At 38.7% G+C, this 24,055-nt stretch carries 15 protein-coding genes; 11 read left to right on the plus strand and 4 right to left on the minus strand.

All coding sequences use genetic code 11. The features are described from left to right. Positions 1 to 13: 13 nt before the first annotated feature. The 9 genes from murC (at position 14) to ABIB40_RS06660 (ending at position 16,643) form a co-directional block, all read left to right on the plus strand. The gene (gene murC, locus ABIB40_RS06620) at positions 14 to 1,369 is read left to right on the plus strand and encodes a UDP-N-acetylmuramate--L-alanine ligase (protein ID WP_354357252.1); all 1,356 of its coding nucleotides are present in this window, start codon (positions 14 to 16) and stop codon (positions 1,367 to 1,369) included. Continuing rightward, positions 1,362 to 2,375: a cell division protein FtsQ/DivIB gene (locus tag ABIB40_RS06625; RefSeq protein WP_354357254.1), complete on the plus strand. Its 1,014-nt coding sequence runs from the start codon at positions 1,362 to 1,364 to the stop codon at positions 2,373 to 2,375. The genes murC and ABIB40_RS06625 overlap by 8 nt, the downstream gene beginning before the upstream one ends. A gap of 102 nt (positions 2,376 to 2,477) precedes the next feature. Then, positions 2,478 to 3,833 carry a cell division protein FtsA gene (ftsA, locus tag ABIB40_RS06630; RefSeq protein WP_354357256.1) on the plus strand — a complete coding sequence of 452 codons (1,356 nt, stop codon included), beginning with the start codon at positions 2,478 to 2,480 and terminating at the stop codon, positions 3,831 to 3,833. Positions 3,834 to 3,961: 128 nt separating this feature from the next. Continuing rightward, positions 3,962 to 5,602 carry a cell division protein FtsZ gene (ftsZ, locus tag ABIB40_RS06635; protein WP_354357258.1) on the plus strand — a complete coding sequence of 547 codons (1,641 nt, stop codon included), beginning with the start codon at positions 3,962 to 3,964 and terminating at the stop codon, positions 5,600 to 5,602. 222 nt (positions 5,603 to 5,824) lie between these two features. Further along, positions 5,825 to 7,066: an aminotransferase class I/II-fold pyridoxal phosphate-dependent enzyme gene (locus ABIB40_RS06640; RefSeq protein ID WP_354357260.1), complete on the plus strand. Its 1,242-nt coding sequence runs from the start codon at positions 5,825 to 5,827 to the stop codon at positions 7,064 to 7,066. A gap of 100 nt (positions 7,067 to 7,166) precedes the next feature. After that, entirely contained in the window at positions 7,167 to 7,337 is a 171-nt protein-coding gene (locus ABIB40_RS06645; protein WP_354357262.1) for a BF3379 family histone-like protein, read from the plus strand. A 311-nt stretch (positions 7,338 to 7,648) separates the two neighbouring features. Then, positions 7,649 to 11,224, plus strand: a complete 3,576-nt coding sequence (locus ABIB40_RS06650; protein WP_354357264.1) for a VCBS repeat-containing protein — start codon at positions 7,649 to 7,651, stop codon at positions 11,222 to 11,224. 665 nt (positions 11,225 to 11,889) lie between these two features. Beyond that, a complete protein-coding gene (locus ABIB40_RS06655) occupies positions 11,890 to 15,078 on the plus strand; it encodes a SusC/RagA family TonB-linked outer membrane protein (RefSeq protein ID WP_354357266.1) in 3,189 nt (1,062 codons plus the stop codon). Positions 15,079 to 15,089: 11 nt separating this feature from the next. Next, a complete protein-coding gene (locus tag ABIB40_RS06660) occupies positions 15,090 to 16,643 on the plus strand; it encodes a RagB/SusD family nutrient uptake outer membrane protein (RefSeq protein WP_354357268.1) in 1,554 nt (517 codons plus the stop codon). Positions 16,644 to 16,702: 59 nt separating this feature from the next. On the opposite strand, the gene ABIB40_RS06665 is transcribed toward ABIB40_RS06660, so the two are convergent. The 4 genes from ABIB40_RS06665 to ABIB40_RS06680 all read right to left on the minus strand — a co-directional run bounded on the left by ABIB40_RS06665 (position 16,703) and on the right by ABIB40_RS06680 (position 21,848). Beyond that, the gene (locus ABIB40_RS06665; RefSeq protein WP_354357270.1) at positions 16,703 to 17,884 is read right to left on the minus strand and encodes a multiheme c-type cytochrome; all 1,182 of its coding nucleotides are present in this window, start codon (positions 17,882 to 17,884) and stop codon (positions 16,703 to 16,705) included. Between the two features lie 215 nt (positions 17,885 to 18,099). Continuing rightward, a complete protein-coding gene (gene dapA, locus ABIB40_RS06670) occupies positions 18,100 to 18,978 on the minus strand; it encodes a 4-hydroxy-tetrahydrodipicolinate synthase (RefSeq protein ID WP_354357272.1) in 879 nt (292 codons plus the stop codon). A 79-nt stretch (positions 18,979 to 19,057) separates the two neighbouring features. Next, a complete protein-coding gene (gene ligA, locus ABIB40_RS06675) occupies positions 19,058 to 21,073 on the minus strand; it encodes an NAD-dependent DNA ligase LigA (RefSeq protein ID WP_354357274.1) in 2,016 nt (671 codons plus the stop codon). Positions 21,074 to 21,170: 97 nt separating this feature from the next. Further along, positions 21,171 to 21,848 (minus strand): hypothetical protein, encoded by a 678-nt coding sequence (locus tag ABIB40_RS06680; RefSeq protein WP_354357276.1) that lies wholly within the window; start codon positions 21,846 to 21,848, stop codon positions 21,171 to 21,173. 368 nt (positions 21,849 to 22,216) lie between these two features. Here ABIB40_RS06680 and tyrS point away from each other — a divergent pair, with 368 nt between their 5' ends. Together tyrS and ABIB40_RS06690 are read left to right on the plus strand one after the other, a co-directional pair. Further along, positions 22,217 to 23,500 carry a tyrosine--tRNA ligase gene (gene tyrS, locus ABIB40_RS06685; RefSeq protein ID WP_354357490.1) on the plus strand — a complete coding sequence of 428 codons (1,284 nt, stop codon included), beginning with the start codon at positions 22,217 to 22,219 and terminating at the stop codon, positions 23,498 to 23,500. Between the two features lie 78 nt (positions 23,501 to 23,578). Then, positions 23,579 to 24,055, plus strand: coding sequence for an Xre family toxin-antitoxin system antitoxin (locus ABIB40_RS06690; protein ID WP_354357278.1), 477 nt, complete (start codon positions 23,579 to 23,581; stop codon positions 24,053 to 24,055).

Raw genomic sequence — 24,055 nt, forward strand, 5'->3', positions numbered from 1 at the left:
CGTAAAACTTAGCATGAGATTAGGCAATATAAAACAAGTGTATTTTGTAGGCATCGGAGGAATCGGAATGAGCGCGCTTGCACGTTACTTTGCCCACATTGGTTGCCTAGTGGCCGGTTACGATAAAACTAAAACCAAGCTTACAGAAGAATTAGAAAAAGAGGGTGTTTACATAGATTATGTAGATGATAAGAACCTAATACATGGCGTTTTTGCCAAGCCAAAAGACGATACGCTGATAGTCTACACGCCGGCAATTCCAAAAGATACTCAAATTTTGAATCATTTTAAAGAAAACGGTTTCGAATTAAAAAAGCGATCAGAAGTGCTAGGTCTCATCAGCGAAAGCATGTTCTGCATCGCTATAGCGGGTACACACGGAAAAACTACAACTTCTGCAATGGTAGCCCATGTGTTAAAGGCGACAGGTTATGATTGTACTGCATTTTTGGGTGGCATTGCAACCAACTACAACAGCAATGTGCTTTATGGAAATAACAACGTAATGGTAGTAGAGGCAGATGAGTTTGATCGGTCTTTCTTAACCCTTCATCCAAACATTGCGGTAATTACCTCTATGGATGCTGACCACTTGGATATTTATGGGGATAAAAGCCATTTAGATGAATCTTTTAATCTTTTTGCAAGACAGTTAAAAGAAGACGGAACGCTGTTCTTTCATAATGGTTTGGCACTCTCAAAAGGAATTAGCTATGCAGCAGAAGAGGAAGCTGATATCCAAGCGGAAAATATTCAGGTTAGCGGACACAAATTTGTTTTCGATTATAGAAGTGAAGCCGAGGTGATCAAAGACATCCATTTGATGTTGCCAGGCAAACACAACGTAGAGAATGCAACAGCAGCGATTGCCATTGCCTTAAAGCTTGGCATAGATAAAGAAAAAATTAGAGAGGCGATTGCGAGTTTCAAAGGTGTAAAGAGAAGGTTTGAATATTTGGTCAACAACGAAAATCATATTTATATAGATGATTATGCCCACCACCCAGAAGAATTGAAAGCTTGTTTTGCGGCAGTGAGGCAGTTGTATCCCAATAAAAAATTAACCGTTGTTTTTCAGCCGCATTTGTTCTCGCGAACCAGGGATTTCGGAGATGATTTTGCAAAAGTTTTAAGCACGGTAGATGAACTATTGTTGCTAGAAATTTATCCCGCTAGGGAAAAACCTATTGAGGGAATCGATTCGACGTTTTTGTTGAATAAAATTACTTTGGAGAACAAAAAAATTTGTGGAAAAGATTTTGTGCGTGATGAAGTAAAAAAAGCAAAACCCGAACTACTTTTAACTGTTGGGGCAGGTGATATAGATACGCTTAGAGATTCTTTAAAAGATATTTTGAAACATGCTTAAAAAGATAAATTTTAGGGCAATATTAACTGGATTTGCTTGGCTTGTTAGCCTTGCGGGCGTGGTGCTGCTTTTGAGTTTTATCAATGTAAAAAAGCAATCTGTAAAATGCAGCAACGTTAAAATATTGATTCCAGGCGCTGATAATTTTATAGAGCGCGATGAGATAGATGCCATCTTAAGGCAGAGCGAAGGAATGCTTGTTGGTAGAAACTTAGAACAAATAAACATTCATAAAATAGAGAAGAGGCTGCAGGCTAACCCATACATTGCTTTTGCCAAGGTTTTTGTAGACATGGATGGTACTTTGCACATAAATGTAAGTCAACGTAAGCCAATTTTAAGGGTGCTAAATGATGTAGGGCAAGATTTTTACATAGACAATAAAGGCCTGAAAATGCCAATCTCGTCTAATTTTACGGCAGATGTTTTGGTGGCCTCTGGAAATATTAAGGAGTTTTTTGGAAGTAAGGTAGATACTTTGCGTACCCAACTTGCAAAGGATCTGTATAAAACAGCCATGTACATTCAAAAAGATAGCCTTTGGAATGCGCAGATGGAGCAGGTTTATGTAGATGAAAAGGGCGATATAGAACTAGTGCCCCGCGTAGGTAATCAACGTATTATTTTGGGCGATGCAGATTCTTTAGACAGGAAAATGAATAACCTGTTGTTGTTCTATAAAAAAGCCATGCCACAAGTAGGTTGGAATACTTATAAGACCATCAACGTGAAGTACACCAATCAAATAGTTTGTGTAAAAAGAGATTCATCAGAGAAATCTTCAACAAGACAGGAGGTTGTTCATAAACCAGACAGTCTAATCATACAGAAAAAAGTGACCGATTCTTTGGTGAGAGATGTAATTGCAGAAGCGATGAAAAATAACAAAACAGAAACAAAAAGCACATCGCCTCCAGCGCCAAAGAAAGAACAAAAGCCAAAAGAGAAATCGCCGCCGAAGTCCGGAATGGTTAGGATGGAAGTGAAGATGACTAAGGGCAACTAGTATGAAAAAGCCAAAGCCCAAAATCGAAAGAAATTTAATTAGCAAAGAAAACAACATTAAGGCAAACACAAGAACGTTTGCCAAACTCAACAAAATATAAATATGGACAAGACAAAAGTTACCACCAGCCAGTCGCCCATTGTAGTAGGTTTAGATATCGGTACTACAAAAATTTGCGTAATTGTAGGCCGCAGAACGCAGCATGGTAAAATCGAAATTCTAGGTATTGGCAAGGCAGAATCGGCGGGTGTAACTCGGGGCGTTGTAAGCAATATCCAGAAAACCGTACAGGGCATTGCAGCGGCGGTAGAGGTGGCGAGCGGCCAATCTAACGTAGAGATCCAAGTGGTAAATGTGGGCATTGCCGGCCAACATATTAAAAGTTTACAGCATAGAGGTATCTTAACACGTAGGGAACTTAACAACGAAATTAGCAAAAAGGACATCGATAAGCTTATAGACGATATGTTTAAACTGGTTATGCCTCCAGGCGAAGAAATTATACATGTGTTGCCACAAGAGTTTACCATTGATAACGAACCTGGTATAAAAGATCCCATCGGGATGGCTGGAGTTCGCTTAGAAGCAAACTTCCACATCATTTCTGGGCAGGTTACTGCGGTAAAAAACATTATGAAATGTGTTGTTAACGCAGGATTACAGACCCAAGATTTAATTTTAGAGCCTTTGGCTTCTTCAGAGTCGGTGTTGAGCGACGAAGAAAAGGAAGCTGGAATTGCTTTAGTTGATATAGGTGGTGGCACAACTGATATTGCAATTTTTCACGAGGGTATTATTAGGCATACAGCAGTAATTCCCTTTGGTGGTAATAGTGTAACAGAGGATATTAGAGAAGGCTGTTCTGTAATGCGCAACCAGGCAGAGTTGCTAAAAACTCGTTTTGGGTCTGCCTTGGCAGAAGAAAACAAGGAAAACGAAATCATCTGTGTACCAGGATTGCGTGGTCGTGAGCCAAAAGAAATCTCTGTTAAAAACCTAGCGTATGTTATTCAAGCCCGTATGGAAGAAATCATCGAGCATGTTTATTACGAGATAAAATCATCAGGTTACGAGAAAAAGCTTATTGGTGGCGTTGTAATTACTGGCGGTGGCGCATTGCTTAAACATTTAAGCCAGGCGGTAGAATATGTTACCGGGTTAGATTGTAGAATTGGTTACCCAAATGAGCATTTGTCGAAATATGAGGAAATGCCAAAGGCAATTTACGATGACCTAAAGAGCCCCATGTATGCCACAAGTGTTGGTTTATTAATCAAAGGCATTCAAAGAGAGGAAGAGCGCATTAAAGAAATGAGCAAGCCTGCAACTATTGCAGGAAAGCCCAAACCTGTTGAAAAAGTAAAAACAGGCGGTTTGTTTGATAAGTTGTTGGCTAAAACCAAAATCTTTATCCAAGATGATATGGATGTAAGCAACGAAGATTATTTAAAAAGCTAAATTTTTTCAACAAATGGGTTTTTTTCCACAATATTAACACTTGTGGAAAACGTGTGTGGAAAAAGTGTTAATATTACAAAGAGTAATGAACCGGAATAAAAATTTTCAACTAACTGATTCATAGTATTATGCAATTCGAAATGTTAAAGGATAAGTCGTCAATCATCAAAGTTATTGGTGTTGGGGGCGGTGGCGGCAACGCAGTTAACCACATGTACCTGTCGGGTATAAACGGGGTAGATTTTATTATCTGTAATACTGATGCACAGGCATTGGAGAGCAGTCCAATCCCCAACAAAGTACAGCTGGGTGCAAGCTTAACTGAAGGTATGGGGGCCGGATCTATACCAGAAGTTGGCAAAAACTCTGCGATAGAAAATATAGAAGATATTAAAGAAATGCTTGGCAGCACCACAAAAATGCTTTTCATCACTGCCGGAATGGGTGGTGGAACTGGCACGGGAGCTAGCCCCATTATCGCGAAAGCAGCAAAAGAATTAGATATTTTAACAGTTGCCATTATAACTACACCTTTTTCTTTCGAAGGGAAGCGCCGTAAGCAACAAGCTGAAGACGGCCTCGAAGAACTGAAGAAATATGTAGATTCTTATTTAGTTATATCTAACGACAGGCTTAGAGAGATATTTGGAAACCTAACATTAGGTTCCGCGTTTGGACAGGCAGATGATATTTTAACCACTGCGGCCAAGGGCATAGCAGAGATTATAACTGTTGCCGGCTATATAAACGTAGATTTTAAAGATGTTAGAACCGTTATGCAAGATAGCGGCGTTGCCATTATGGGTAGTTTTGCTGCCGATGGAGAAAACAGGGCATTAACAGCGGTAGAAGGTGCATTAGCTTCGCCTTTATTAAAAGACAATGAGATAGAAGGTGCGCGTTACATCCTTTTAAATATAAGTTCTGGATTGCGCGAAGTAACCATGGACGAGGTTTCTATCATTACAGACTTTATACAAGATAAGGCAGGTCTTTCTGCAGATTTAATTTGGGGAAATTGTTCTGATGAAGCTTTAGGAGACAGTCTTTCTGTAACCATTATTGCCACAGGTTTTCAAACATCAGACCAACGTGTTAAGGAAGAAACAAGTAAAAAGAAGATTATTCTTTTAACACCAGAAGAGGCGCCACTGGTAAAACCAGTAGAGCCTGTAAACTCCTTTATCCAACCGAAGGAAGTGCCAAGTTATGAGCCTGTTTTAAAGGCCAAAGAAGAAGTTCCACAACAAGATTTATTTGGTGGCTTTTTTAACAAGGTAAAACCTGTAAAGGCCAAAGAAAACGAAGAAGTGAGGCATATGCTGCAAGAAGAGGAAAAGATTGAAGAAGAAGCTGAGCCTACGGTTGATGAGTTCCAGTTTGAGGTAAAAGTGGCAGAAACAGAATATGTATTCGATACGCCAATAGGTAAACAAGAAGAGGAAGAAGAGCCGGTGGCAGAAATACCTAGCGTAGAAGAACCAGTTGCTGGCTTAGACGACGATAAAGACGACGCTTCTATGGAAGAGCAGTTGCGGAAGTCTAAAGAACGCATTATGCGCTTAAAAGATTTGAGCATGAAACTTAGAACTAGTAACGGCCTGCAAGAGCTAGAAAATGAACCAGCTTATAAGCGCAAGCAAATGCAGCTGCAAGAAGTTCAACATTCTTCAGAGTCTCAGGTTAGCCGTTTCACCTTAAGCAATGATAAGGATGGCACTACAGAAATTAGACCCAATAATTCGTTTCTACATGATAATGTAGATTAAGATTTAAAAAATATATAGGCCCCGGTTAATTCTGGGGCTTTTTTGTGTAGGGTTATTTCCTTTTGTTGATTATTAGTCTATATAATCCACCGCACGTTAAGTTATCTCTCTCAAATGGTTGACATACAGTATATTTTACGTCAACCCGATTAAATTTATTGATATTAAAATAAATTAAAAGTAAATTTGCAGCAATTTTTAAGTACATAAACACACAGTACATTGGATATATTTGATAAGATAGCAAAACACATGGGGCCGCTTGGGCAACATCAAAAATGGTCTCACGGATATTTTTCTTTTCCAAAATTGGAGGGGGAAATTGCTCCTCACATGCAGTTTAAGGGGAAAGATCATCTGGTTTGGAGTTTAAACAATTATTTGGGTTTGGCAAATCATCCAGAAGTGAGAAAGGCCGATGCGGAAGCGGCAGCACAATTTGGAATGGCATACCCAATGGGAGCACGGATGATGAGTGGAAACACCAAATATCACGAGCAGTTAGAGCAGTTATTGGCAGCGTTTGTTGGCAAGCCCGATGCATTCTTATTAAATTACGGTTATCAAGGCATGGTTAGTATTATCGATGCACTGGTAGATAGAAACGATGTGATTGTTTACGATGCTGAATCTCATGCCTGCATTTTAGACGGATTACGGTTGCACATCGGCAAGCGTTTTGTTTACAAGCATAACGATATGGAAAGCGCCCAGAAACAGTTGGAGCGCGCAACCAAATTGGTAGAAGGTACGGGTGGTGGCATATTATTGATTACCGAAGGCGTATTTGGAATGAGCGGAGCACAAGGGAAGCTTAAAAAACTCATCGCCATGAAATCTAAATTTAATTTTAGAATTTTGGTTGATGATGCGCATGGATTTGGTACTATGGGAAAAACCGGTGCCGGTACGCACGAAGAACAAGATTGTATTGACGGCGTAGATGTTTATTTCGGGACTTTTGCAAAATCAATGGCGGGTATTGGGGCTTTCGTAGCTTCCTCAGAAGAAATCACTAATTTTTTGCGCTATAATATGCGTTCTCAAACGTTCGCGAAAGCGTTGCCTATGCCAATGGTGATGGGGCTTTTAAAACGCTTAGAACTTTTAAAGAGTAATCCAGCACTTAAAGACAGGCTTTGGGAAATTGCTACAGCCTTGCAAAATGGTTTGCGCGAAAGGGGCTTGGATATTGGTATTACCAATTCTGTTGTCACACCGGTCTTCCTTAAAGGAGAACTATCAGATGCAACTGCCATTACCTTTGATCTTCGCGAAAATTATGGCATTTTCTGCTCTATCGTTATTTATCCTGTAATACCTAAAGGATTAATTATGTTGCGCCTTATTCCAACAGCCATGCATAGTATGGAAGATGTACAACAAACATTGCACGCATTTGGCGAGGTTTCTGCTAAATTGAAGGCGGGATATTACGAGGAGAATCTATTTCAGCCTGCATAGCCTGAAAATATATACATAATTGCGAAGCCTTTTGATTTTTCAAAAGGCTTTTTTAGTTTTGAGAAAGGCGGCGTCGCCAGCAAGTTTTAAAAAGCGAAGAATGGAAAAATTTCAGAAGATAAAAGTATTGCTGCTCAGGGCAGAAGTTGATGCGGAGAAATTTTATCTGTCGAATAACATAGCTGCAGGCCATAGATTAAGGGTACACATGCAAGAGCTGAGGAATTTGGCTCAAGCGGTTTCGTTTGACATCGGGAATTTGATGAATTAATGTGTTGTATAAATCGAGTTAACTTATATAGCCACTTTTTAGACTATTATTCTACAGTTTGAAATAGATTTTATTTTATAGTTTTAATGATTTGGTGTGGCGATAGTGGTTTCGAAATCCCATTTCTCTATCTTATAGAGCCAACAGTTGTAAAGCCAAGCAAACCGTTTCTAATTATTAATTTTATGTATCTTTTGTATTACATTACGATGCAAAAGTACTAACACACTTATTAAATTTTAGATAAGTTTGATGCGCAAAACATAGTTGCCCCGTTTCATCGTGTTTGCCAATTGCTGTTTCTTTAATTTATGAATAGAATAGTAGGTTTTCTTTTTATTGTATTTGTCTGCTTGTTTTCATCTTGTAAAAAGAGTACGTTGTTCGAGCGTATCTCCTCATCACATTCAAATATTAATTTTGATAACAGGATTATCGAAGATGATAAAATAAATCCGTTGGATATGATAAACCTATATCATGGAGGTGGAGTCGGGGTGGGCGATTTTAACAACGATGGCTTACAAGATATTTATTTTACGGGCAACCGTGTCTCGAACGAATTATACCTTAACAAGGGCAATTTTAAATTTGAGGACATAACAAAGGAAGCTGGCGTTGGTGGCATGGGTAGATGGGGAAGGGGCGTAGCAGTTGTGGATATAAATAACGACGGATTAATGGATATTTATATTTCCAACACCACCTCTAACGAAGGTGTTAATCCGACCAATATCCTTTACATTAATCAAGGTTTAGATAAAAACGGTGTTCCCATTTTTAAGGATATGGCTGCTGAATATGGACTGAATATTGGCGGCCAATCTACTATGGCAAACTTTTTCGATTATGATAACGATGGTGATTTAGATATGTACCTCACCGTGAACGAATCTGATGCCAATCAAAATCCAAATATATTCCGATCCTCTAATTCTGGTAAGGCTGCTGCTAGTGTTGGCCAGCTGTATCGTAACGATTGGGATGCCGCTAAAGGTCACCCTGTTTTTCACAATGTATCTAAAGAAGCAAGTATTAATGTGCCCGGGTATGGGCTTTCTACGGTTATTGCAGATGTAAATTTAGATGGGTGGAAAGACATCAGTGTATCCAACGACTATATTTCTTCGAACATCTTATACATCAACAACCAAGATGGAACTTTTACCGACAGAACTGAGGATTATTTTAAACATACCTCATTTAACGCAATGGGGCACGATATTGTGGATTTGAATAACGATGGGCTGGCAGATTTCTATGAGTTGGACATGAACCCGCAAGATAATTACCGCAAAAAGATGATGCTGAGCTCCAACAGCGATGTTACCTACACCAATTTCGATTACTTCCACTCCCAATATCAGTACGTGCGTAATACACTGCAGCTAAACCAGGGCAACAGTTTAGGTCAGCTAGATTCTATAAAACACCCTGTTTTTAGCGAGATTGGTTTTTTGAGTGGCGTGGCCCAAACAGATTGGAGCTGGAGCCCGCTAGTGGCCGATTTTGATAATGATGGGTATAGAGATGTTGTAGTTGCGAACGGTTATCCCAGAGATGTTACCGATCATGATTTCATTACCTATCGAGAACAAGCCTATTCAGTTTCTACTAAAAGTGAAACACTGGCGCAAATTCCGAAAATTAAAATCCCAAACTATGGATTTCGTAACAATGGAGACCTTTCGTTTAGCGATGCAACAAAAAGTTGGGGCCTGGATGATCCAACATTTTCTAATGGTGCAGCTTATGCAGATTTAGATAACGACGGCGCAATGGACTTAATTGTAAACAACATTAACGACAAAGCCTTAATTTATAGAAATACGACACGAGATAAGAATAAGGCCTCTTCAAATTTCTTAGAAATAAATTTTGCTGGCTCCGAAAAGAACAGACAAGGGCTTGGCGCAATGGTAGAAATCTTTTACGAAGGCAATAAACAACAGGTTTTTGAGAATACGCCATACAGGGGTTATGTTTCTACCCAGCAGGCGGTTGCGCATTTTGGTTTAAACCATGTCGCAGTCTTAGATTCTGTTGTGATAAAATGGCCAGAGGGGTTTAAACAGACATTAAGAAAGGTAAAAGTAAACCAGATATTGAAGGTGGTTTATAAAGATGCGAAGATTCGTTATTTCTGGCCAAAACCTATTATTGCCAAAAAGGCTTTGTTTAAGGAGGTGACCGATTCGCTCAAATTCCATTATACCCACAAGGAGTTTCCTTTTACAGATTTTGAAATACAGAAGCTGCTCCCCCACAAGCTATCTGAATACAGTCCGGGTTTATCAGTTGCAGATGTAAATGGAGATGGCCTGGATGATGTGGTAGTGGGTGGAAACGGGCATGATCCAGCTCAAATATTTTTGCAGCAAAAGAATGGCCGATTTATACAACGAGGTTTAGGGCCAGAAGCTACTGTGCCAATTGATTCTAAAGATGAAGGCATGGTATTGTTTGATGCCAATGGCGATGGATTTCCTGATTTATATATTGCAAGCGGAGGCTACCGCAGTGCACCAAATACCAGCGCCTACCAAGATAGACTATATATAAACAAGGGTAAGGGCAGTTTTAAGTTAGACACAAACGCGATACCCAAAAATTTTACAAGCAAGCTTTGTGTAAAAGCAATAGATTTTAATAAAGATGGGAAATTAGATCTCTTTATATCTGGCAGAGTAGAACCTTGGGCGTATCCAAAAGCAGTCTCTAGCACACTGTTGCGCAATGATAGCAAAAACGGAAAGGCTAAATTTACTGATGTTACAGCCTCTCTAGCCCCGGCTTTACGTAACGTTGGGCTTGTGTGCGATGCGCTGTTTACCGATTTCGATAATGACAGCTGGCCGGATCTAATATTAGCAGGTGAGTGGATGCCAATTACATTTTTAAAAAATGAAAAGGGCAAGTTTAAGAACGTAACTAATGATACAGGGCTGAAGGATGACCTTGGTTGGTGGAATTCTATTGTTGCTGGCGATTTTAGGCATAAGGGTTTAACCGATTACATTGTTGGAAATACGGGGTTAAACACTATTTTTCAAGTAAGCGATAAATATCCTGCATACGTTACCGCCAAAGATTTCGATAACAATGGAAGCTATGCTGCAATACCTTCGGTTTTCTTTTCCGACGCGAAAGGAGTGAAGCGAGAATACCCTGTTTACGGACGCGATGACTTGTTGAAACAGATGATTAGTATGAAAAAGAAATTTACGAACTACAAATCTTTTGCTAACGCCACCATGCAGGATATTTTAACTCCAGAACAGCTAAATGGAGCATTAAGATTAAAAGCAAATATGTTGCAGTCTTGCTATTTGAAAAATTTGGGAAATGGAAAATTTAGCATCACTCCGTTGCCTAAACAAGCCCAGTTTTCTATGTTGAACGGGATGGTGACTGGCGATTTTGATGGAGACGGGAATTTAGATGTGGTGATGAACGGCAACGATTATGGTACCGACGTTTCTACAGGGAGATATGATGCGCTAAACGGATTAATGCTCAAGGGAGATGGAAAGGGCAATTTTAAACCAGAATCTATCTTACAAAGCGGTATCTATCTTCCAGGAAACGGCAAGGCCTTGGTTGGTTTTCAAGGCAGTAAGGGACAATATATGCTTGCTGCAAGCCAAAATAAGGGAGACGTAAAGATTTTTCAGCTCAAACACAAGGTGAATATTATTCCGGTTACACCGTTCGATGTGAAGGCAATGATAAAATATAAGAACGGCTCAATTGCCAAACAAGAATTTTACTATGGATCGAGCTTTCTTTCTCAGTCTGGCAGGTATTTACAAATCGGTGATAATGTGGTTAGTGTAGAGATTACCAATTCAAAAGACACTGTCAGAAAATTAAATATAATGAAATAACTATGAATGGAATTAAACAAACATTACTATTCCTACTTATCGCGCTCAAGTTTTATGTCTCGCCGAAAAAAGCAAGCTTATACTCACGGTAGATTAAGTCCATGTAATCCATAATAACGAAAGCATGATTAAGTAACAATCAATCTCCTATTTACCCCTCGGATAGTAAACAGGTTATATATAGCATTTGTTTTTCTTAGCGAGGCTGATACGGTCAATAAGTTCTAATTTATGTGCGTTTATGGATAACTTCAAGATAAAATCGTAGTGCATTATATTTTATTTTTGAACTAAATTATCAATCTAAGTGGCTGTCGATTTAACTTTGTTATTTAGTCATTATCAATATTTTATAAGATTATATTTGTGTGTCCCATATATATTAATGCCTGAAATTTTAAAATTTAGGTAAATACAAGTTATTTTTTGTTTAAATAGTATTAGTTTGCACAGAGCAGATACTTTATTTTAGTGTTAGAATAACTAACCAAAAAAAACATGTGTAAAAGCTCCTCTAAATGCTGCAATAGCGTTTCAGCCAATAAAGTTTACAACAAAAAAATCAAATTATAATCTTTTAATTATAGGAGGCAGTTTCTTGCATACAAGCAAGAATGAAGCGTATTATGCCTAGAAATTTTAAATCTTAAAATCAAATCCAAAAAATGAAAAAACAATTACGAATCGACAAATGGAATGGTTACAAAAAGCTTTTGATGGCTTTTTTATTAACCATTTTTATTAGTCAGGCGCAAGCCCAAAATGTTCAAATCAAGGGAAAAGTAACTGGTTCTGATGGAGCTGGAATTCCTGGTGCTAGTGTTTTGATTAAGGGAACTACCAAGGCAACCTCAACCGACCCTAATGGAAATTATACCATTTCTGCCGCATCAAACGCAATCTTAGTTATTAGTTACATTAGCTATACCACAAAAGAAGTAGCAGTTGCCGGTAAAACAATTATAAACGTAACACTAAGTTCTGATGTTAAGACTTTAGATCAGGTGGTAGTAATTGGATACGGAAGCGTTAAGCGGAAAGATTTAACAGGTTCGGTAAGCTCTGTAAGTGCAGATCAAATTGAAAAAGTACCCGTAACCACGTTAGATCAAGCTCTTCAAGGAAGGTCTGCCGGTGTGCAAATCACCAATAATGATGGTTCGCCTGGTGCTGGTATCCAAGTTCAAATTCGTGGAGTTGGATCTTTTGGAGACAACAGTCCATTATATGTTGTCGATGGGTATCCAATTACTGGCGGACTTAACACTATAAATCCAAATGATGTTGCCTCTATCGACATTTTGAAGGATGCATCTGCAACAGCTATTTATGGAAACAGAGCAGCCAATGGCGTGGTAATAATCACTACAAAAAGAGGAAAGATTGGTCAGGTTAAGGTTTCTGTAGATGCAGTTGGTTCCGTCCAATCAGAGCCAAAAAAATATGATGTTTTAGATGCACAACAATTTGCTACGTTAGCAGCGTCGCGCGCAACAATAGATGGTTTCTTAAACAGACCAGAATGGGCAAATCCGGCTGCGATTCAAAATGTGAATTGGCAAGATGTAATGTACCAAACTGGCTCTAGGCAAAATTACAATGTTGCTATCCGTGGTGGTAGTGAAAAATTACAATCTGCTTTGTCTATTGGCTATTTAGATCAAACAGGCATTGTAAAGGAAGCTTATTTTAAACGCGTAAATGCAAGTTTAAATTCAGACTATACGCCTTTTAAATGGCTAAAGGGCTCTGCAAATTTAAAATATACAAGAGGAAATAATAAAGTGCCTTTTGGCACGGGCGGACAAAATTCTGGCTTAGGAATAGGTTCTTTAACAAAATTGATTCCAAACCTTCCGGGTAACCCCGCAAATGGCTTTGCCAAAGATGCTAACGGAAACTATGGTTTTTACGATCCGACAGATCTGACGACCAATTACCTAGCAAACCCCTTGTACGCGGTAGAGACACAAGACCAAAAGAATTTGACGAACTATTTTTTAGGTAACGTCTCATTAGAAGCGACAATTCTTCCTGGATTAAAAATCAAGACGAATTATGGAATCAATACCAATGATTATTCAGGCTATTATTTTACGCCTGCCGATAGTCGTACCACTGCTTATGGCGGCAACACGTCTTTATCTTATTATTCTCAAAGCGCAAATAATACCTTTGAATACCTTTGGGAAAATACCCTTTCTTACACCAAAACGTTTGGAGATCATAGCATCGATTTTGTGGGTGGTATTTCTCAACAGGAAACTACTTACCGTCAAATTGGAGCACAAGGTAATGGCTCAATAAGTAACCAACTTAGAGATTTAGGCAGTGTTACTACAATCACTAGCGTTACAGGCAATGAGCAAACATATGCGTTAGCCTCTCAGTTTGCAAGACTGAATTACAAATACAAAGACAAATATCTAATTACTGGAACTGTTAGACGAGATGGGTCTTCTAAATTCGCGAAAGACCATCAGTATGGCGTGTTCCCTTCTGTGTCTGCTGCTTGGAGGGTTAAAAGCGAGGATTTCTTGAAAGATGTTGATGCGATTTCAGATTTGAAGTTTAGGGTCGGTTATGGAGAAGTAGGTAATCAAGGGGGTATTGGATTGTTTAAATATCTCTCTCAGTACAGTACCGGCGGATCTGTTTTAAGTGCAGACAACGTTGGTTATCCGTTTGGGGGCGTATACCAACCGGGTATTGTATTGGCAGCATTGCCAAATCCAAATTTAAAGTGGGAAACATCTAGACAAACCGATATAGGTTTAGATGCTGGGTTTTTAGGAGGAAAGATAAATTTGACAGTAGATTATTACTCAAAAGAATCTAAAGACTTTTTATTACCGGTTCCAGTACCTCCTCAAACTGGGTATACTCGGGCGGATAGAAATGTAGGCGCCATTAAAAATAGTGGATTTGAATTTAGTGCCGAATATAGAGAGTCTGCCAAGCCCTTTAAATATGGCATCAACTTAAATGTAACCACCGTAAACAATAAGTTGTTGAGTTTAGCTACAGGTCAAGATGCGATTACAAATCTTAGTGGTTTGGGCTTTCCGAATGTGGGTGGCAATACTTGGGTAACGTTTAGCAATTCTAGAATTGGCGGCCCGGTTGGTGAATTCTACGGTTTCCGTTCAGATGGTATTTTCCAAAGTCAAGCTGAAATAGATGCTTTAAATGCGAAGGCGGGAGCCGGATCATTCTATCAATTTGAGAAAACAGTTCCTGGTGATCGAAAATTTAAGGATCTGAATGGCGACGGAAAAGTAACTGATGCAGATAGAGAAGCTCTTGGTAGCCCAATACCAACATTATTCTCTGGATTAACATTAGACGCTTCTTATAAAAACTTTGATGTTAATCTGTTTTTCTATGCTTCTGTTGGCGGAAAAATTTTCAATTACGCAGCGAGAACACAAGAGACATTTGGTGCTACACAGGGTGGTATAGGCATAGAGAATGTTGGCACAGAATATTATTTAAACAGCTGGACACCAGATAGACCTTCAAACCGTTACGCACGTGTAACAAAAGCAGATCTGAACGGCAATACACGTCCATCTGATGTATATGTGGAAAATGGTGATTATCTTAGATTAAGAAATATGCAAATTGGTTATACATTGCCTTCACTTATTTCTTCAAAATTTGCTGTTTCTAGAGCTCGTATATACGTTAGCGCGCAAAATTTATTTACCATTACCAAATATTCAGGTTTAGATCCAGAAATAGGTTTGCCAGCAGGTGATAATGGAGCTAGAAACGTAACTGCTGCAGGTGTAGACGTAGGTACTTACCCTTCTTCTAGGCTTTATACGTTGGGATTAAATGTTACTTTTTAATATAACTTATTATGAAAATAAATAAAAAAAACTTATGCATGGTTGCCTTGGGGATAGCAATGTCTCTTCCATTTGCATGTAAAAAAGGATTTTTGGATGAGAAGGATTCCTCTAAAATTTCAGAGGATGTACTTTTTAAAATTCCAAGTGATGGCGTAGCGCTAGTAAACGCAATCTATGATACATTTGACAACGTAGATTTTATGACTAAGGGGCTTTGGTATCAGGCAAACTTTTTAACCCAAGATTTTAAGAACTATGGCGCCGATACTTTTTTTACTACCTATGAGGTGCCGACTACTTTCGATCCATTGAACACCGTTTGGGTTAGATCTTATGCCGGAATTGCCCGTGCTAACTCTGCCATACCTATTGTTGCAAGAATGTTAAGTGAAGGTGTGATAGACAAGGCGCTAGCAGATAGATTAACTGGAGAAGCTTATTTCTTAAGAGGCGTTTTCTATTACTATTTAGCTTGTAATTTTGGTGGTGTTCCGCTAGAGCTTAAAACTGTGACAGATGATGGACGCCATCCTAGAAACACACAAGATGAAGTTTTTGCATCCGTCGCGGCAGATATGAATACAGCAGCAGGATTGCTGCCTTGGAAAGAAGATCTCCCAGCAGCTGAACTTGGTAGAGCGTCAAAAGGAGCTGCGCTAGCTTATGAAGGCAGTGCATTAATGTGGGTAAAGAAGTATACTGAAGCCTTGGGTGTTTTCAATCAATTAAACGGAAAATATCAATTGACACCAAAGTTTCTTGACGTCAACGAATACAACAATAAGAATGGAGTGGAATCTATCTTCGAAATTCAATTTAAGGTTCCTAACGGTTCGGATCAAAGTTGGGGACACTCAAATGATTCGGTTTGGCTTTCTACCTTCGGTATGCCAGAAGAGGTTTCTAATTTTGGATACGACTACGCAGATCCTAAATATTTTAACTCTTTTGAGACCGGTGATACCAGAAGAAGAGCAACGGTAATAGGTCCTGGAGAAACCCACCCTAGCCCAGCCATTAAAATTTCGATGTATGAAAAAGTGATAAAAAATTATACTGTCAATGGCGTTACGATGAATACTTGTGGTACTGTTGCAAAACCTTGGAAAGGTGCAGATGGACAGCGCTCGGGCTACTATGGAGTTAAGTTTTGGCGCGATCCGAATGTAAGCGGCGGTTATGACAGCCCGAACACCATATTTGGTGATCAAAATGCGATCATGATGCGTTATGCTGAAGTGTTGTTGAGTAAAGCCGAGTGCCAGTTTAGAACTGGTGATTCTGCAGGAGCTTTAGCTACCATGCAAATTGTTAGAAATAGAGCATTTGGAGGCACTGCACCAGCACTTACTGGAGATTTGCTTACAAATATTCTAAGCGAATATCGCCATGAACTTGGTGGAGAATTCTCAACTTGGTTTTTATACAGAAGATCTGGAGATCAAATTAAATTTGTAAAGGATACTTACGGAATCAGCGTGCCTACTGGAAAGGATTTAATGCCAATTCCTCAAGCAGTAATTTCAACTAATTCAACAATTACTCAAAACCCTGGTTATTAATTAATTATAATTTTATTAGTCAAGAGGCTGTCTCGAAAGAGGCAGCCTCTTTTTTTGCGTTAATCTTTATAGATCGCTACGCGGTGGGTTCTCATCAAATATGGGATTGGCTTTTTACCTATGGCAGTTTGAAATGAAATAAGTTGAGAAGGTTTTTTTGGCATGTGGCAATCAATGCAGTTGGTTTTAATTAATCCCTTTGCTAAAGTGGCTGCACTGTGTTTGGGGGTTTTATGACAACTCATGCACCTTTGCGAGTAAATAGCTAAACTTGCTTTTCGTGGTTCGTGAATGTTGTGACAACTGTTGCAGGTCAGGTTATTGCTAGAAAGGTAACACTTGCTCTGCATAAGTAAGCCGAGTTGGTTGCCGTGTACATCTGGTTGAGCAGAAGCATCAGAAGAATTGGGTAAGTAGTAGTCGGATAGCTTGTCTCCTGGTTTAAATTTAAACGTAGGTTTTAAAACTAAAACATCATTTCCAGAATGGCATACACCACAAGCTTCCATTTTCTGTTTCCTGGTTAACGAAGTGTATAATGTGATGTATTTTCCCTCCTTTGAATTTGGGTTTTGCAGTTGGAACTCCACATGCTTACTCGCCGGCCCATGGCAGCGCTGGCAGTTGATGCCAAAGATTAAAGAATTGGGTTTCATTTGTTCATCCTGTTTAAATGATCCAGGATTTACAGTTACCGTTTCTACCCCAGAACTGTGACACTGTAAACACCGGCTTTTTATCGGCCTAGAGAAGTTGCCTGTATTGGCGGAAAAACCAGGGCTGTTTACCCATTGATTTGTTTCCCGAAGGTAAGATAGCGGCAATTGGAAAAGCTTATTGTTTTCCCAGTAAGCGAAACTGTATGTTTTTAAACTAGAACCAATAGCAATGTCAAATCGTTTAGCCAGCACTTCCTTGCCATCAACATAAGCAACCTGATATGCGATGCCATTTTTTGTTTCTACTGATACCCGCGTATGATTTTCGAAAATAAAATCTTTATTTTTTGAGTCAGGCCGATTTATCAGAAAACTTGGAGTAACTAGTTGTGAGGTATTGTGGTGGGCATTAAGGGCGTAGGAATCTGTTATAGATTTATGGCATTTTATACATGTTGTTTCTTTTACGTAAGATTTTTCGGCGGCGTCATCGTTACGGTTTGTGTTTAAACATTGTGCACATAGCACTACTATTGCGCTCAAAGTGATAACAATAAGCAGTAAACGTTTTATTTGGTTCATCGCTAAGAATAAGAATTAATTGCAGTCAAGGTCTGTTCTTCAGGCACCAATTAAGAGCTTGCCGAAAGGCATTTCTTTTTCTGCCTACAATTGCTTAAAGTTAACCAATAATTTAAAATTAAGCGTGTTTCCTTTTTTCAAAACAAAATTCTACGCAGAAAAAAATGTTAATTGAATTGATCAACTATCTTATCTCTCAGGTCTAATGGTGCAATCTAATTTAGCTTTTTCAACTCTTTAATTATATCGCTTTCCAAACTCGATGATACTTTTACCAACGGAAGCCTTAAAACATTTTCGCAAATACCCAAGTATTGAAGGGCAGCTTTTACCCCTGCCGGATTTCCTTCTAAAAAAGCAAGTCGGGAAAACTCGATAAGCGATAAATGTACTTTTATAGCATTTTTGAAATCGCCTTGGTTGCAAAGATCTACCATATTTGCCACTTGCTTTGGTAGTGCGTTGCCAATAACCGATATAATACCAGAAGCGCCGACCGCCATCATGGGCAATGTAATTGGATCATCGCCAGAGATCAACAAAAAATCTTCTGGTTTGTCTCTCATAATCTGGTTAAACTGATCAAAATTGCCACAAGCATCTTTTACGCCGATAATGTTTTTAAAATCTTTTGCCAGCCTGCAAATTGTTTCAGCACTCATGTTACTAGCTGTACGGCCGGGTACGTTGTACAAAATTAAATCGAGGGGAGAGATCTCGGCCAACATTTTATAGTGCTGATAAATGCCCTCTTGGGTTGGTCTATTATAATATGGGCTAACAGAAAGAATGGCTTCGTAACCGTTTGTGTCAAAGTTTTTTATATACGCTGCAATGGCCAAGGTATCATTGCCACCAATGCCCGCCACCAATGGTACCCGATTATTGTTAAACTCGGCAACCGAAGCAAAAACCTTGCTTTTTTCTTCGGTAGTCATGGTAGCAGTTTCGCCGGTTGTGCCTAAAACCACAAGGTAGTTTATGCCTTCATCAATTACGTGGTTAACTATTTTTTTTAAGGCGTCAAAATCTACTGCTCCATTTTTATCAAAAGGAGTAACCAATGCAACACCACTGCCATTAAATTTGTTCATTATCTATCATTTTTGATTGAGTGAAATTTGAAAAATAATACCCTTTTTCATTCAATCAATTTTTCCTTAATCCAATTTTTTATGCTTTTATCAAGCTCAAAAGTTCTTCGTCGGTAATGATGGGCACTTTTAACTTCGTGGCCTTTTCTAACTTGGATGGTCCCATGTTGTCTCCTGCCACTAGGTAATCTAATTTGCCCGAAATTCCGCTCAAAATCTTTCCTCCGTTTGCTTCAATTAAGTTTTTTAAGTCATCGCGACTAAACTTTTCGAAAACGCCCGAAATTACAAATGTTTTTCCAATTAATTTATCGCTATCCAACGAAATTATTGTTTCGATCACTTCGAATTGCAAGCCAGCAGTTTTTAGGAGTTCTATTTGATGCAAATGTTCTGAATTACTAAAATAAAGAACAATACTCTCTGCAATCCTTTCGCCAATCTCATCAATAAGAATAAGGTCGTCTGCGGTAGCTGATGCTAAATTTTCGATATTCTTAACTCCAAAAGCCACTTTTTTAGCTACGGTTTCGCCCACATAACGTATACCCAAACCAAACAATACCTTTTCGAATGGCATTTCTTTTGATTTTTCTATCCCAAGTAGCATGTTTTCTATCGATTTCTCGCCAAATCTATCCAACTCTTTTAGCGCTTCTGCCTGGTTGTGTATGGAGTAAAGATCGCTGATGTGCCTCACCAGCCCATTGCGATAAAAAGCTTCTATGGTTTCGTCGCCCAAACCATCAATGTTCATAGCTTTACGCGAAATAAAATGTTGGATTCTGCCAACTATTTGCGGCGGACAACCTTCGTCATTCGGGCAATAATGGACGGCTTCTCCTTCTGCTCTAATGAGTTCTGTGCCGCATTCTGGGCAGTGCGTTGGATAGATGATGCCAAGAGTATTTGGCTTACGCTTTTCTAAATTTACTTTAATAATCTTTGGAATTATTTCGCCGCCTTTCTCTACAAAAACAGTATCGCCTTCGTGCAAGTCTAGTCTTTCGATTTCGTTGGCATTGTGTAAAGTAGCCCTCTTAACGGTTGTTCCTGCTAACTGAACTGGTTTTAAATTTGCCACGGGTGTTACCGCTCCGGTTCGCCCCACTTGGTAAGTTACTTTTTCTAAAATAGTCTCTACTTCTGCGGCTTTGTATTTGTAGCTTATTGCCCAACGAGGCGATTTTGCAGTAAAACCAAGCTCTTCTTGTTGCGCAAAACTGTTTACCTTTAATACGATGCCATCAATATCGTAACTGAGTTTATGGCGCTCGCTTTCCCAAAAGTGTATAAAATCATAAACTTCCTCTATGTTTTTTGCTAATTTGGTATGCTCGCAAACATGAAATCCCCAACTTTTAACTGCATTTAAACTATCCCAGTGGCTTTTAAATTTGTGATGGTCTGTGTAAAGAAAATAAATAAACCCATCTAATGGCCTTTTTGCCACCTCAGCGCTGTCTTGCATTTTAACGGTGCCCGACGCAAAGTTACGTGGATTTGCATAAGCTATTTCGCCTATTTCTTCACGTTGCGCATTTAGGCGTAAAAATGCGGCCTTATGCATAAAAATCTCTCCACGTATCTCAAAATGTGCTGGAGCATCTGTAGCCTTAATAAAATGCGGAATAGTTCTAATGGTTTTTACGTTGGCCGTAACATCATCGCCCTGCTTGCCGTCGCCGCGCGTAACACCGCGAACAAGCTTACCATCTTGGTAGGTAAGGCTAATAGACAGACCATCAAATTTTAGCTCACAAACGTATTCAAAATTGTCTCCGATAGCTTTTCTTATACGTTCATCAAAATCACGAAGATCCTGTTCGTTGTAGGTATTGCCCAACGATAACATTGGATATTTGTGTTTTACGGTTTCAAAATTTTTGGTAATTTCTCCACCCACATGCACGGTGGGAGAATTAGCAGCCATAAAATTTGGGTTTTCTTTTTCGAGTTTTGCGAGCTGTGCAAGTTTTTGGTCAAACTCGAAATCCCCAATGCTGGGCATAGCCAACACGTAGTAGTTGTAATTGTGCTGATTTAATTCGGTAACCAGCGCATCCATTTGTTCTTTTATGTTGTTGGAAGACATGGTGCAAACTTAGGCATTTGGCGAACCATTGCAATGAAATTGTGGCTAATAATTGGCTGTTTGGATTAAAACATCTTTGTTGAGATGCTCATTTATTCTAGCTCAGTAATATTAATTTGGTTTTGATTTGATCGAATATTTGATGGAAGTTAGTGCTCAATTCTTTCTTAAATAGCGCTAAAACTTCTGTAAGCTTTTCTCTTTGAATGCTGTCTAGCCCGATGGGCCAAAGCCGTAAACAAATTTGATTTAACGCATAACTTATACTTTCTAATTTTTGGTAGGTAAACAGATATTGGCTATCTAAAAACTTGTCTAAAAAAATAAAAAAAGTGTCTACATGTTTTAATCCTACTTTAATTAAAAAAGACTTCAGGTCGGCGTGGTCAACATTGTATAACGAGGTATAGAATTTTTTTACGCTTACTATTTTCTGCTCCATTAAAATATGATCTAACAAAAGTTCTAGACCAATGTGTGCTAAGAACGATGGACGGATTTCCGTATCGCTTAAAAGCGGAATTAAGAGCGGTTTGAGTTTAGCCGTTTCTTCTTGAAAAAAAATGGACGAGTGGAAAGTTTTATCAACAAGCAAATGTTTGTTCCACCCGTTTAAAATTTGCATTTCATTGCCATTATATTCTTGTTTCACTTTGTTTGGAAACAAGTTTGCATCTGGTACAGCATTTTTAACCAGGTCTGGTAAAACAGAGCCAATGATCAGAAAATTATTATCGCTAGCTCTATCAAAGTAGTAATGTGATAGAAAGTTCATCTTGCAAGATAATATTTTTATCGCTGATTATGGAGAAGTTGAATAAGTTGGATTGCTGTTGTTAACTATTGTTTTGTACTTCAAGTCTTTATATATTTAAGGTAAGATTAAACAATATGCCACAAAATAAAATTCACAAAATACTTTCTCTTGATGGTGGTAGTTCTTGGGCAATTTACAGCTGTAGTGGCTAATTTCGAACCTGGCGGAAAGAAATGATGGTAAGCTTAACACGTTAATTGGTCACGCAAATTTTCTGGAGGCTGCGGCCGATTTTAAATCTTGGTTTTCAAATAGCCCCGAAAGCTTGCCATAAACGCGAGTAAAATTTTATCTTTGCTGCCTAATATAAAAAGCGTTTTAAAATGATAAATTTTGTTGAGGAGTTAAGGTGGCGAGGAATGTTGCATGATATTATGCCAGAAACCGAAGAAAAACTAATGCAGGGTATGGCATCTGGTTATATTGGGTTTGATCCCACTGCAGATTCTTTGCATGTTGGCCATTTGACCCAAATAATGACGTTGATTCATTTTCAAAAAGCTGGCCATAAGCCTTATGCTTTAGTAGGTGGCGCCACGGGTATGGTAGGAGACCCATCTGGCAAATCTGCCGAACGAAATTTACTCGACGACGAGACGCTAAACCATAACTTAACCCAATTAAAAAAGCAATTGGCAAAGTTTCTAACTTTTGAGGAGGAAGGAAACGGCGCAATGATGGTAAACAATGCCGATTGGTTTAAGAATATCGGCTTTTTAGAATTTGTTAGAGATATTGGGAAACACATTACCGTTAATTACATGATGGCCAAAGATAGCGTTAGAAAGCGCCTGGATGGCGAGACCGGAATGTCTTTTACAGAATTTACTTACCAACTGGTACAAGGTTACGATTTCTATTATTTATGGAAACACCACAATTGTAGTTTGCAAATGGGTGGCTCAGATCAGTGGGGCAATATTGTTACTGGTACCGAGTTGATTCGTAAAAAAGATGCTGGTACAGCTTATGCCTTAACTACTCAGCTTATTAAAAAAGCCGATGGAACAAAATTTGGCAAGACAGAAAGTGGAGCGGTTTGGTTAGATGCAGAAAAAACATCACCCTATAAGTTTTATCAGTTTTGGTTAAATGCATCAGACGATGATGTGAAAAAGTGGATTAGAATATTTACGCTTAAAGACCAGATTGAAATAGAAAAGCTAGAGGAAGAGCACAATATTGCGCCACATTTGCGTGTTTTGCAGAAGGCGCTAGCAGAAGACATTACGGTAAAGGCTCACTCTGCTGAAGCGCTGGAGACGGCTATTAAAACATCTAATTTCTTGTTTGGTAATGAGCCATTAAGTTTTTTAAGCACGTTCAATGATCAGCAAGTGTTAGAGATTTTTGAAGGAATACCACAGTTTGATGTGTCTTTAAGTGATTTTGGCACAGGCATAGATGCGGTAACGTTATTGGCAGAAAAATCTTCGGTGTTTTCTTCTAAGGGAGAAGCTAAGAAATTTATTCAAGGAGGAGGATTGTCGGTAAATAAGGAAAAAGTGTTGGATGTTGCGCATGTATTTGAAAAGATGGATTTAATCAATCAAAAATTCATCATCATACAAAAAGGGAAAAAGAATTATTTCCTGATTTCTGCTGTTTAAGTGCGATAATGTTAAAAGTATTGATTTGATTTTTTTAATCAGACAAAAAGTATATATTTGTGTATGATTGTCTGATTTATGAAAAACAAAACAGAAACACCAAGTGCAAAAGAACCAGTAGCTGCATACGCAAGTTTGGTTTACAATCCAATGTCGGTAATTTTTGGGGCTGGTTATGCCAATGCTACAGATTTTGATCTCTTAGTACTGGCGCGTAAAGGCATATCAAAAAAAGCTTTAACCACCTTGGCCAAGCAAATTGCATTAACTTTAGAAGAAATAGCTAAAGTTTTGCATATTTCTGAACGTACCTTGCAACGTTACGAGCCAACAACTTTGGTGAAAACAGAATATGCAGATAGGGCCATAGAATTAGCCCGTTTATACGAGCGAGGCATAGATGTTTTAGGTAGTCAAGAGGCGTTTAATAGCTGGTTAAAAACGCCAAACTATGCACTTGGCAACGAAATTCCTTTACATTTACTAGATACACACATAGGTTTTACAATGGTTTTTGATGTGCTTGGCCGCATAGAACATGGCATTTTTAGCTAA

It is taken from the genome of Pedobacter sp. UYP30, assembly GCF_040547165.1.
In the GTDB taxonomy this organism is placed as follows: domain Bacteria; phylum Bacteroidota; class Bacteroidia; order Sphingobacteriales; family Sphingobacteriaceae; genus Pedobacter.